The organism is Stenotrophomonas sp. NPDC047960 (assembly GCF_043204395.1).
Lineage (GTDB): Bacteria > Pseudomonadota > Gammaproteobacteria > Xanthomonadales > Xanthomonadaceae > Stenotrophomonas.
This window is the reverse complement of sequence record NZ_JBIDBX010000001.1, coordinates 1149751-1162491: the sequence shown is the minus strand read 5'-3', so window position 1 is coordinate 1162491 and position 12741 is coordinate 1149751. Positions and strand designations below refer to the sequence as shown.

General features: G+C 66.5%; 11 protein-coding genes. 2 read left to right on the top strand and 9 right to left on the bottom strand.

Going from position 1 to position 12741, the window contains the following annotated elements; translation table 11 throughout:
• From ACGFZ3_RS05490 to ACGFZ3_RS05450, 9 genes are all read right to left on the bottom strand, one after another.
• On the bottom strand, positions 1-1383 hold the full coding sequence (locus ACGFZ3_RS05490) for a YncE family protein (protein WP_392917437.1): 1383 nt from the start codon (positions 1381-1383) through the stop codon (positions 1-3).
• Positions 1384-1490: 107 nt separating this feature from the next.
• Entirely contained in the window at positions 1491-2381 is an 891-nt protein-coding gene (locus ACGFZ3_RS05485; RefSeq protein WP_392917616.1) for an alpha/beta hydrolase, read from the bottom strand.
• 297 nt (positions 2382-2678) lie between these two features.
• Positions 2679-2834, bottom strand: a complete 156-nt coding sequence (locus tag ACGFZ3_RS05480) for a hypothetical protein (protein WP_392917434.1) — start codon at positions 2832-2834, stop codon at positions 2679-2681.
• Between the two features lie 172 nt (positions 2835-3006).
• Positions 3007-4212: a hypothetical protein gene (locus tag ACGFZ3_RS05475; RefSeq protein WP_392917430.1), complete on the bottom strand. Its 1206-nt coding sequence runs from the start codon at positions 4210-4212 to the stop codon at positions 3007-3009.
• A gap of 23 nt (positions 4213-4235) precedes the next feature.
• Entirely contained in the window at positions 4236-6782 is a 2547-nt protein-coding gene (locus ACGFZ3_RS05470; protein WP_392917427.1) for a TcfC E-set like domain-containing protein, read from the bottom strand.
• Between the two features lie 90 nt (positions 6783-6872).
• Complete coding sequence (locus ACGFZ3_RS05465) at positions 6873-7370, bottom strand: CS1 type fimbrial major subunit (RefSeq protein ID WP_392917424.1); 498 nt, start codon at positions 7368-7370, stop codon at positions 6873-6875.
• A 71-nt stretch (positions 7371-7441) separates the two neighbouring features.
• Positions 7442-8197: a CS1 fimbrial subunit B flags: Precursor gene (locus ACGFZ3_RS05460; protein ID WP_392917421.1), complete on the bottom strand. Its 756-nt coding sequence runs from the start codon at positions 8195-8197 to the stop codon at positions 7442-7444.
• Between the two features lie 211 nt (positions 8198-8408).
• On the bottom strand, positions 8409-9857 hold the full coding sequence (locus tag ACGFZ3_RS05455) for an amidohydrolase family protein (RefSeq protein ID WP_392917418.1): 1449 nt from the start codon (positions 9855-9857) through the stop codon (positions 8409-8411).
• Between the two features lie 103 nt (positions 9858-9960).
• A complete protein-coding gene (locus tag ACGFZ3_RS05450; protein ID WP_392917415.1) occupies positions 9961-10566 on the bottom strand; it encodes a glutathione S-transferase family protein in 606 nt (201 codons plus the stop codon).
• 121 nt (positions 10567-10687) lie between these two features.
• Here ACGFZ3_RS05450 and ACGFZ3_RS05445 point away from each other — a divergent pair, with 121 nt between their 5' ends.
• Together ACGFZ3_RS05445 and ACGFZ3_RS05440 are read left to right on the top strand one after the other, a co-directional pair.
• Positions 10688-11665, top strand: a complete 978-nt coding sequence (locus ACGFZ3_RS05445; RefSeq protein WP_392917412.1) for a helix-turn-helix transcriptional regulator — start codon at positions 10688-10690, stop codon at positions 11663-11665.
• A 66-nt stretch (positions 11666-11731) separates the two neighbouring features.
• Positions 11732-12613: a LysR substrate-binding domain-containing protein gene (locus tag ACGFZ3_RS05440; RefSeq protein WP_392917409.1), complete on the top strand. Its 882-nt coding sequence runs from the start codon at positions 11732-11734 to the stop codon at positions 12611-12613.
• Positions 12614-12741 lie beyond the last annotated feature (128 nt).

The following is a 12741-nucleotide window of genomic DNA, read 5'->3' as shown; positions in this document are numbered from 1 at the left end:
TCAACGGCGGGTCGGGGTGATGCGGGTGATGCGGTCGCCCTTCGGGTCTTCCGCGCCGCGCGACTTGTTGACCGCGAACACGTTGCCCTTGCCGTCTTCGCGCACATGGTTCGGGAAGGTGCCGCCGTCCAGGTTGCCCACCACCTTGCCGTCGCCATCCACCACGGTCACCGTGCCGGCGCCGCGATTGGTGACATAGGCCAGGCCGGACACCGGTTCGAACGCCACGTTCAGGGCACCGGCACCCACTGGTACATCGTGCAGCACGTTGCCAGTGGCGACATCGACGATGAGCAGGTTGTCGGTGCCCTGCGAGGCCACGTACAGGCGGTTGCGCCTGCCGTCGAAGGCTACCCCGGAGGCGCTGATCGAATTGCCGAGGTCGATGACCTTCTCGACCTTGCCGCTGGCAACATCGATCACCGCCGCCTCGGGCGTGCCGATGCTCACCGTGAACAGCTTGCCGCTGGCTTCATCAAGCGCCAGGCTCATCGGGACGAACTTCCCATCATCCACGCCCGAGGCCAGCGTGATCGGCGCCAGTGCCTTGAAGCTTTTCGCATCGAACACCGACAGATGGTCTTCGCCGGCGGCCGACGCGAACACCTTGCCGCGCTTGGCATCCACCACCACGTCGCGCGCATGCGGCACCGCGCCGGCCGGGAACTGATGCACCAGCGACAGATCCGACTGGCGGTACACCGCCACGGTGTCCTGGCGGGTATTGCTGACCCACACCGTGCCATTGGCATCATCCACGCCCACGCCGTAAACGGCGAACACGCTGCCGCCCTTGGCACCGGGTACCTGCGCCGGGGTGATCGCCTTGACCACCTTCAGCGTCGCCGGGTCCACCTTGAGCAGCTGCGACTGGGTCACTGGCGGGCGACCCACCGCCGAGGTCACGAACAGCGCGTTGCTGCCGGCGCTGTAAGCGCTCTGGTACAGCCCCTGCACCAGCTTGCCCGCGCCCTGCTGGAACGCCTGCTGGCCGCTCAGCGGCAGGTTCGGCGACACCCGCAGGGCAACCACGGTGGCCGCAGCCGGCTGGCTGGCGCGCACCACGACCGGGTGCTGGCCGGGCACCGCATCGACCGGGACCTTGACGCTGGCCTTGAAGTTACCCTGTGCGTCGACCACCACCGGGGTGGCATTGAGCACGGTCTCACCGCGCAGCAGGGTGACCTGTTGGCCCGGCACGAACGCGCGGCCGGCAACTTCCGCAGTGCTGCCGGGAATCACATTCTCATTGCGGGCGCTGACCTTGCCGCGGAAGCCGCTGGCGGGTGCATCGAATACCGGCTGTGCGGACAGGGCGCCGGTAACCAGCGACAAGGCCACGGCCAATGCAACAACGCGGGTGAGGGAAACCAATCGGGACATGGCAGACTCCGTCTGTAGGGGCGCGCAGAACGCGCGCGTCACAAGGGTTGCCTTGGCATGGCCGCATCGCTGCGGCGGCACGGGGCCTTGCCTGGGTGTGGGAAAGATCACTCGGTCACGCCGTAGAGCGCGGCAAGGGTCGCCTTCAACGATGCCGGCAGCATCGGACCGTGGCCGAGGCCAGGAAACTCGCGATACGTCACCTCCAGGCCCGGAACCTTCGCCAGCCGTGTGCTGAGCGCGTGCGCCGCATCCGGGGTGGCCGCGCCAATGCGGCGCAGGTGGGCGACCACGCGCGGGTTGCTCATGTCGCGCACGCCGCGGTTGCCACTGCGCTCATCACCGCCCAGCATCAACCACACCTTTGCCGGTGCGGGATGCGCAATGAAGGCCTGCTCCATCGCGCCCTGCGGCGCGCCCTGGCTCCACCACAACGAGGGACTGGCGCTCACGTACTGCTGGAACGCGGTTGGCTGCGTGTACAGCGTGCTGAGCACGAAGAGCCCGCCCAGCGAATGGCCCCAGAGTGATTGCTGCTGCGTGTCCACCCGGGCACGGCGCTCTACCTCGGGCTTGATCCGCTGCTGGATCACATCGAGGAACGCGCTGGCGCCGCCGCCACTGGACTGCGGGGTGCCGTTCCCATCATCGGCCGTATCCACCCAGGCGGTGTAGTCGAGCGTGCGCGCCGGTGAATCGATGCGCAGGTCGTTGTCGTAGCCGATGAATACCAACACCGGCGCAGCATGCGCGGCCAGGTCGCTCAACAAGGCCTGGTCGAACACCATGGCCGCCGCATTGCCATCCAGCATGTACAGCACCGGCGCTGGAGCGGAGGCCGTCCGCACAGGCACGCCGACATTGACGCGCCAGCGCCGGGCGGGCTCGCCGCTCTCAATCACGAAACGTTCGAATCGATAGCTCTGCGCCGGCTGGTCAAGCACGGTTTGGCCGACCTTCTGCAACGGATTGCGTTGCTGGGCGGCAACCGGCGCCATCCCGACCACGCCCAGTACTGCGGCAACGCCAGCGCTGCGCAACCAATGAGAGAAAACAGGTATCAGGCTGGAAAGCACGTCAGGCAGCGCTCAGAGCAAGGCAACCGCCCCAGCATACCTCAAATGCGAATGGGTATCACTTGCCTCCCAGCCACCCACAGCGGTAGGTCACGACCGTTGGTCGTGACGAGCACACGGCCGCTGGTCGTGACGGGCACACGGCCGGTGGTCGTGACCCCACAAACGAAAAGTCCGGCCACAAGGCCGGACGGTGGATCATTCCGTTCGGACAGCAGCTTATTCTTCTTCTTCCTGCTGGCCGCCCTGCTGGTTGCGCTCGCCTTTCTGGTTCTGGTCCTGCTGTTGCTGCTGGCCCTGGCGCTGCTGATCTTTCTGGTTCTGCTGGTTCTGCTGGTTCTGCTGGCCCTGCTGCGGATTCTGCTGGTTACCCATGACGTTTCTCCGATGCTCGGCGTCGAAAGTGATGCCGGTAAAGCAACACTAGGGTTCAATGCGTTACCTCCGCGTGCGCCCAACGCCGCCTGCATAGACGGAACGGGCACCTACGTAAACAGTTCAGAACAACGCCCTGCCGTCGTCACGCTGTGGTCGCATCGCCGTTACGTCACGGGTCCGCATCGAAGATCACGGTCACGTCACCGCGGTAGTGGCTACCCGGACGCTGGAGCATCCGGGCCAGCGCGTCTCCCTTTAGGGCGAAGTGCAACCGGGACGGCCGCCGTACAGCCAGCGAGTCGGTGGTGAAGATCGGCGGCGACATCGTCGTGGTCAGCGGCAAGCCCACCGCGTCCGTGCCGGATGCCGCAACGCGGAACCCCGGCAGCGTCAGCTGGATGTCGAGGGGCGCCTGCTCTGCTTCGTCAGAGAGGCTGCGGATGGCGCAGCGTCCATCGGGAAGCGGATACTGGCACTGCAGCGACACGCTGAACTGGCCGGAACTGCTGACCGTGAACGGCAGTTCGCGCTCCAACGCGCGGGGCGCAATGCCATGGTCGCTCCATTGCGTCCACCCGTCTCTGGGCGCGAGCACCGCACGGTCGCTCCCTGGCGGAAGCTCCAGCTCGAACGGATGGTGCACCGTCAGCTCGAAGTGCACGTTGACGATGTTGTCGTCCAGCGCCACACCGTTTCCAAGATCAAAATCCGCTCCCTCACCGGTGCCACCCACCCGGAACGTGGTGACGCCACGGTACAGCCCGCTGGGCATTCCCAGCGGCTGCGGTGTCGTGAGCTTGTAGGTGAAATCGAACTCGGTCATCAGGTAGTTGTTGGTTTCCTGCCAGTGCAGCGAACACGCCACCACGCCTTCGCCCCCGTCCCGCCGGAGGAGCATCCGCATGGTGCTGCGATTCTGCGCACTCGCGTTTGACAGCCCTCTGTCGCAGTTCCTTGGATTGCCCACCGACGCCGGCTCGGACGGCCCATCCCGATCCTCGTCCACCAGCCGCATGGCGGCACCGATGATGTTGAACCCGAGGTCGAACGTATGCGCTCTGTCGTCGGACGTTACCCGCACGGTGCGTGCAGCCGGCATGCCGATATAGAACCCGTTGGGCCCGTAGTTGTGCTCGCGGATGGCCTGCTTGGTGCCTCGGATCCTGGTGTCGATACTCCACCAGTTGTTGTTGATGCAGGCCTGCAGGTGGGTGCCTACGCACACCCCGGACCACGGCGTGGTGTTCACGAACTCGCGCTTGTCAGGATTGATGATGCTGGGCTTGAACTCCGCCGTGATGAGGATGTCGGCCGCTTGGGCACCAGCTGCCAGCAGCCACAGCGCGCACAGAACCAGCAGGCGCCGGCGCGGCACGGCAATGAATCGGATGAGGGAGGTCATGGCATGGCTCCGGCAATCGACGCTGCCGCTTCGGACTGCGCGTGGGTGAGACTGGATGGCGGGCACTGCAGGATGCCGGCCAACCATGTGTCGCCGTCCGGGCGGGTGGTGGTGCCGTCGAGCGCGAAGCTGCAGCCAGCCACCTTCGGGTGGCGCACTTCCAGGTTGGGTGCCGTTGCGCTCATTTCCAGCGCGAAGAACCCATCGGCCTCGGCCACGCTGCGTCCGGCGTGGTTGATCACGTGCGCGCCGGCCAGCGGCTCGCCGGCGGCATCCCTGAGGTGGCCCATCACGGTAAAGGTACTGAGTACTGCCACCTTGCCGTAGGCCACCCCACCCCTGTTGAGGTGGTAGCCCAGGCTGGCTGGCTGGATGCTCGCGGCCGGCGCGGCGCGGCCGTCGAAATCGATCTGCAGGGTGCCCGTGCGGTAGGCGGTGACGGGCAGGAAATTGCGGCCCGGGTACAGCACGTACGAACCGCCTCGGCTGTCGTGCGCGCGCAGCGCTACATCGGGCAGCTCCGAGCTCACGTCCACGATCATGCCGGTATCGGTGCTGATTACCTGCCCTGCACCGGCGATCGCCAGCTTGCCGCCCCCGATGGCCATGGTGCTTTCCAGATTCAGGCCACCGCCGAGGGTGCCGCCCAGCGATGAACGCTGCGCGTGCACGTCACCGCGCAGCGCCGGATGTTCGAACAGCGCGTTGCTGCTCAGGCCCAGCCCGTCGCCGTCCACCGTGGCGTGGCCGGCCACGGTGCGCAGCAGGCCCTGCTCGAAGCGTTGTTGTACACCCGCACTGGCATACAGGCTGCGCCCGCCGTCGGTGGCGGTGCGGCTGCCCACGCTGCCGCTGTAGCGGCGGTCATCACGGCCAAGCGCGATGTTCAGCGTGAGATCAACACCGCGATTGCGGCGCATGCCGCTGCTCACATTGGCCGGGCGGTCGAAGACGGCCGCGCGCCAGGTGGCACCACTGCCGGACAGGGCCTGGCGCCGGCTGAACGACAGGTCCACGCCGACGCCATTACTGACGCCGGAGTGATGCGACACACGCGCGGCAATGTGGCTGCTGTCGCCCAGGCGATGGTTCACGCTCAGCGCGCTGGTCTGCAGCCAACCCGAACGCGTCTGCGGCACCTCGGCGCCCGGCCGCAACGGCGGAAAGGCATCATCAGCGGGGCGGCGTCGTTCCTGCCAGCTGCGGTTGTGCGAGGCAATCACCGTGCCGTGGCGGTAGCGCCACAGGCCCTGCAGGTCCACGCCATTGCCGTGCTCGCCGGCATAGGCGTTGGTGTAGAGATTTGCACGGTCGTCGATCTGCCAGTCAAGCGAGCCGGCAAAGGTGTTCTCGCCGCCCAGGTGCTGGGCCGACAGGCCGACAATCGCACGCGGATGGGCCAGGTAGTTGACGATGCCGCCTGCGGCAAATGCACCGGCCTTCGGGTCCTCCACGCTGTCCAGCAGGCTGTGCTGGACACCGGCGAACACACTGTAGCGCCAGCGGCGGCTCGGATCGCGCCAGTTGCCCGGCTTGTGGATCACGGTGGTTTCGCGCGAGGTATCGCGCCCGTCCTCTACCACCCGCAGTTCAACCTCGTAAATGCCGCCCGGCAGCCGCCGGGTATCGAGCTCCTGCAGGCCCGGCTGCAGCGGCTGGGTCAGGATCAGGCTGCCGTCGCGGAACACTTCCACCGTGCCCTCGCGGTTGGCGGTGACGTAGACCGGGTACAGGCTCGGCGCGCGCGAATCGATGGCCAGGCTGTCGGACGAGCCGGCCATCATGCCCACTGTGGTGTGGCTGAGCGAGCCGGGCGCGCGCGGCTGGCGGGTAACACCCTGGAAGTTGGGCAGGAAGTAGCCCATGCGAAGGAAGGTGTCGCGTAGTTCGCGCTGCGCGTACAGGCTCTGCACCGAGTGGCGAAGCTCGCCCTCTTCATTGCCACCGCGATCCACCTGGTAGTTTCCCATCAGGCTCCACTGTCCCAGGCTGCCCCGCGCGTCGAGCGCGTAGCGGCCGGCCGCATCGATGCCCTGCCCCGCGTAAGCGTTGAGCTGGTGGCGCAGGATCAAGCCACGGCTGCCGTCTTCGGGAAGCGCAAGGTACCGCGGTTGCATGCCCGCGCGCCCACCGTTTTCGGTTGCAATGGACAGCAGCGAGCTCTCCAGGCTGTAGTGAAGGCGCACCAGCCCGTGCGTGCAGGCCTGCGTGCAGGCGCCCATCGGGCGCGGCGCAGCGAGCGCTTTCAACCAGCGCTCGCGTTCGGCGGCCGGTTCGGTGCTGTCGTGGCTGTCGGTGAATTCCAGCAGCGACAGGGTATTTTCACGGGTCAGCACCGCACGGGCATCGCCCAGATGCTGGCCATCGCGTTCGACCCGTACCACCAGGGGTACGTCGAAAAAATGGTCACGGAAGTCATCGGGCAGCCCCCCCGCCTGGTCCAGCAGGGTGAGGCTTTCCAGGGCGGCCGGCGCAGCCTGTGCCATTGCACTGCTGCAATAGAACATGACGGCGGTGGCGATGGGAAGCAGACGTGGGGACATTGCTGTTCCTGTGCAGGAAGGAGGGGCGCGGGAGCGCCCCTCCTGCAGCAGCCGGAGCTGCCCGGGTGACACATGGGCGAACGCGCGGGATTACGGGGTGCCGCTTTCGAACATCATGAAAACGTTGCCCTGGTAGGTGCCATGCACGTAGCTTTCGCCCGCGGGTGCAGCTGCGGTGATGGCAACCGCTGCACGCTTGCTGGCCGCAGCTTCGGTCGGGCTGGCAACTTCGAGCGCATTGGCGGCGCCGACCTGAAGGTCCTGGCCGGCAACCGCTACGGTCAGGTCGATGGTGTTACCCGCACTGGTCAGCACCGCGTCGGTGGTCAGATAGGCCTGGATCGCGCCCAGGCCGCTCTTCATGTCGATCTGCTGCTGGATCGGATCCAGACGCTGCGTGGCGATGTTCCAACGCATGTTCTGCGTCTGGCCCGCCCAGTCGCCCACCGGCGAGATCTGCAGGCCGTTGGCCGACGGCACAACCGCCTCAACGGTGACCTGGACCGGGAACTGTTCGGTGGCCGCCATCGCGGCCGGGGTGAGGATCAGCGCAGCCGCAGCGGTCAGGACGTTGCTCTTGAAGCTCATGTCATTACATCTCCGTGAGTGGAAAGGTGTCGCCTGGAGTCCGGCGACGGGACGGTGGTTCCAAGCGGAACCTAGGGGCTGAGCAGGACATCCCTGCGGTTGTCCCCCTCAACGATCTGAAAGCGGTGCACATGCCCGGCACTGCGGGTGAAGCGTTCGGTGCGCGCTGGCAGCAGGTGCACCTTTCGCGACGGCGAGCATTCGGCCGCCTTGTCCTGTGCGCTGCACTGACGGATGTCGTCGAGTACGACGGTGGTGTTGCCGGCATTACGCAGCTTCACGTGGGAGTCGCTGGTCTCGGTCCGCACGTCGTAGCGCGCCTGGTCGGGATGCACGATCACGAACACGCCAAAGCCCGTGAGCACGTTGACGCCGGCCGACAGCTCCCTGCGATAGTCACCACGCTGCGCATCGGTCAGCGCGAACTCATCTTCGGACTGCGGCAGCACCGGCACGAAGCGGACGCGGTAGTAGCGCTCGGTACTGCGATCACCCTGCACCAACAGGCGCGTGGCCTGCTGGCCCTGGGCGGGCACGATCAATCGCGACGGGCTGGCCACCAGCCCGGGCGATGCCCCGCCGGCCGATGTTTCCACCGGCAGTTCCTCATGCGTACCGTCAGGCCGGTAGCGGACTTCACTGATCTGCACCCGCACGAACGCCGTAGCATCACCGGTGTTCCGCACCCGCTTGAGCAGCGCCGCCTTGCCTGGCTCGACATACTCATACATGGCACCGACGTGGATGCTGGGTGCTGCGGCGTTGGTCGGCGCGACGGCCGCCACCACCAACAGGGATGTCGCCAGCGTACTCATCAGACGCTTCATCCAAACCACTCCTATGATCGACAGGGTGATGACCGGGGACGATCGTCATATCCGTCCCGAATCGAGTGCGCAGCTTGGGCGCGCCTCTCACGTCGTCATATGCAACTTTCTTCAATCGGTCCGGCGATCCGTTCTGCTGTTACGCACATGAAAACGCCCCGCACAAAGGCGGGGCGTTCAAAGTCCATCTGCCATCCTCGCAGGACAACCGCTATTGGCTGGCGCCCGCGTTCCACGCCGCCACCTTGGCGCGTGTCTGTGCCAGCAACGCATCGAGTCTCCTGCGGTCATAGACATTTCCGCGCAGCACCACGGCATGGATCGCGCGCGTGGCCCGGATATCTTCGAGCGGATTGGCGTCCAGCAGCACCAGGTCCGCCGCCTTGCCCTCGGCAATGCCACCATAGCGGTCCAGAGTGCCGAACCACGACGGGCCTGCGCGGGTTGCCGAAGACAGCGCCTGTGCGGGCGTCAGGCCTTCCTGCACGAACAGGCTGAGCTCGTCATGCAGGCCGATGCCCGGGTAGTTGAAGGAATTGAGGAAGCCGGCGTCGGTACCGGCCATGATGGTCACGCCTGCTTCCTGCAGCATCGGCAGCACGGCCGCCACCTGGTGGTACTGCTGGTGGCGTTCGGCGACCTGCGCCGGGCTCGCCTTGGCCGCGCGCTCCACGCGCCACCGGTAGGTGGCCTGCAGCTTTGGCCCAATGTAGGCCAGGTAAGCGTCGTTGGCATGGTTGTCCTGGTCGAGGAAATCCAGGATGCGGCCCCCATTGAGCGTAGGCGTGACATACACCCCCTTCGCCGCAAATCCGCGATAGGCCGCCATGGCGGTCTCATGATCAAAGCCGGCATCGAGGCGCCGATTGGCCTCGGCGCGGTCGATGCGCTTGGCGGCGAAATCAGCGGCAATGGCGGCCTCGTCCCTGACTCCGGCCTTGTACGCATAGTCCAGGTGTTCGATCGAGCTGATCCCGGCATCTACGGCCTGCTGCACGGTCAGCGCCATCGGAATGTGCCCGGACGCACGCAGCCCGATGGCCCGCGCGCCGGTCACTGCGGCCAGGAACAACGGCGGGGTCAGGGTGCTGTCGGTGATCTTGACGAAGTCGACGCGGTCGCGTTTGAGCTGCGCCAGCGCGGCATCCAGGTCGGCCCGGCTGCCCACCTCCAACGTGCCTTTCCAGACCGGCTTGATGCCTTCGATCTTGGCGCCGGAGCTGAACAGCTGCGGCCCTTCCAGGCGGCCGTCGGCGATTTCACCGCGCCATTGCAGCACCAGCCCGGGCAGGTCCCCGGAGCAGTCGCGGATGGTGGTGATGCCGTGGGCGATGTAAAGCGGCAGCAGTGCCTTGTTCTCTTCCACAAGTTCCGGCCCGCCGCCGAAGTGCACATGCATGTCCCACAGGCCGGGAATCAGGAAGCGTCCCTTGCCATCAACGCGCTGCGGCGCCTTCCAATCCCTGGCGATCACGCGGTCGTCGCCCACCGCGACGATGTCCTTGCCGCGGACGACCACGGCCTGGTCGGCACGGATGGTGGCATGTTCGACATCAACCACGGTGGCATGGCGGATGATCAGGTCGGCCTCCGCGGCGGCGACGGCGCCGGGAGCCAGCGCAAGCAGCAACGGGAATGCAGACAGCGTAATCGGTTTCATTGCGGGCACGTTGCAGGAAAGACCTCCGCACCATACGGCGCGGAGGCGGGCATTCACCAGTTAACTTTTCACATGCCTTGCATTCATTTTCCGAATGCAGGACTCAGGCCTCTCCCTGCATGGCCGGGCGCAACTGCAGCTGCGCCAGCCACGCGGCGACCGCAGGATGGCCGGCCACCCCTGCCCCGACATAAGTGCCGTACCCCACCACCTGCCCGACCACCAGGTCGACCAGCGAATAGTCCGCGCCCAACATCCACTCGCGCTCCTTGAGGCGCGCCTCGAGGATGTCCAGCAGCTGGTCGGCATCCGCCGCGGCCGCCGCAGCATGGCGCGGATCACGCAGCGCATCGTCACTGGAGGCCAACCGGAGGCGGCCAATCACCGCCATGTAGGTCACATAGGCCCACGCGCACCACGACATCGCCTGCAGCCGCTCGGGCGTATCGGCCGCCGGCCACAAACCACGCGCAACGCCGAAGCGCTCGCCGAGCCATAGGTGGATGGCCAGACCTTCAAAGATCGGCGTGCCGTCCACGACCAGGCAGGGCACCTTTCCGTTGGGGTTTATCGCGAGGTACTCCGGAGTGCGCTGTTCGCCGTTGCGGATGTCGATCCGCACCCGGTCGTGGTCAACCCCGAGCTCGGCCAGGGCGCAGGCAATCGGGGTGGCACTGCTCATCGGGTGCCAATAGAAGACGAGGGACATGTGGAACTCCTTGTGGTGGTCGAGGTGAAAAGGTGCGCTGCCAAAAGGCCTTGCACCATGGCCACAGGCTAGCCACCATTGCGGACAGATCCTGTCCTCGACAGGCGCGATGCTGACGCCCATGCTCACCACCTCCGCTCGACTGCTGCGCCTGCTCTCGCTGCTGCAATCCCGGCCGCACTGGCCGGGCAATACCCTCGCTGCGGACATCGGCGTGCACCCGCGCACGCTGCGCCGCGACATCGAACGCCTGCGCGAACTGGGCTACCCGATCCAGGCCAGCAGTGGTGTCGCAGGCGGCTATGCATTCCGCGCCGGGCGCGCACTCCCCCCGTTGCTGCTTGACGATGAAGAAGCGCTGGCCGCCGCACTGGCCCTGCGCACTGCAGTGACCGGCACCATCAGCGGCATTGAGCAGACCGCCGTCACCGCGCTGGTAAAACTGGAACAGGTGATGCCGGCCCGCCTGCGACGCCGGCTGGATGCATTGCGCACCGCGATCCTGCCCATTGACCAGGTCGGGCCGATGGTCGATGCCGGGTTGCTGGCCACGCTGGCGGGCGCGTGCCGCGACCAGCTGCAGCTGCGCTTCGACTATGCTGACCGCCAGGGCCAACCCAGCCAGCGGCTGGTGGAGCCGCAGGGCGTGGTGCATGCCGAACGGCGCTGGTACCTGGTCGCGTGGGACACGCTGCGCGTGGACTGGCGCACGTTCCGCATCGACCGCATGACCAGTGCGGCAGAGGTGGGGGCGCACTTCCGCCCGCGCCCCTCGCCTGCCAATGGCGACCTGCGCGCATTCGTGAGCCAGTCACTGTCGCTGGGGCCTTACGGGGATGAGGCGCGGGTGATCCTGCATGCCCCGATCGACGCCGTCCGCGAGCGCATGCCTGCGTCGGCCGGCATGCTTGAACAGGTGGACGCGCAACGCTGCCTGCTGCGCTGTGGCGCGCACCCGCAGGGCGCGGTGGTGTACTGGCTGCTCGCGCTGGAGCTGGAGTTCGAGGTATTGGGGCCACCCGCCCTGCACGCAATGATGCGCGACGCGGGCGCGCGGGTGGCCCGCAGCCTTGCACGCACTGCGGCCGCCGCCGGTTGATCGTACTTGTTGGCGCGGCGCTGGAGCGCATGCTAGAACAGGTCCATTCGTTTTCTGGATACCCGCATGCCGCCCAGTGCAAAACCGCATCGAACCCTGTTCGAACTGGACCTGCTGCGGGCCATGGTGATGGTGGCCGACTGCGGCAGCTTCACTACCGCTGCCACCCGCCTGCACTCCACCCAGTCCACCATCAGCCAGAAGATCCGCCGGCTGGAGCAGCTTGCCGGGCACCCGCTGCTGGTGCGCGGCAACCGCGATGTGCACCCTACCGATGCCGGGCAGACGCTGCTCGGCATCGCGCGTCAGATGCTGGCGCTGAATGACCAGATGGGTGAAGCACTGGCGGGTGCCACGGTTGCGGTAACGGTCCGCCTGGGCGTACCCGAAGACTTCGTCAGCGCCCGTACCACCGCCCTGCTCGGTCGCTTCACCCGGCGCCACCGGCAGGTGAAGCTGGAAGTCACCAGCGGCCTGAGCCGCGACCTGGCCAACGCCTACGACCACGGCGAACTCGACCTGGTGCTGGTCAAACAGCGCCGCAACAGCCGCCAGGGCGTGGCCTGCTGGCCTGAACCGATGCGCTGGGTGGACAGTATGCGCAGTTCCTGCATCGGCCTGGACCCGATTCCGCTGGTCACCTTTCCCCCGCGCGGCCTGTACCGCGATGAGCTGATTGCTGCCGTGGAAGGCATGGGCAGACGCTGGCGGATCGGCTTCACCAGCTCCAGCCTCAGTGGCATCCAGGGCGCCGTGGCCGACGGCATGGGCATCAGCCTGCTGCCGGCGCGCGCCGTGACCCGCGAACACCGCACGCTGACCGCGCGGCACGGCCTGCCGCCGATGGACGGAATCGAAATCGCACTGCTGCACCGGGACAACGCCGATCCGCTGGTATTGGACCTGGCATCGCAGTTCTCGCGACTGCTCGATCGCGAAAAACATTGAAATGGATGCGCGCAGAGAGTGACGCATCTCTCGTCCCGCGCATAGGAATAGTCCTAATCTGACATCAGACTATCTCCACTGCGCGTTGAAGCGGTAAGAATGGCGCAAATCCCACGATTGCGTGCCTC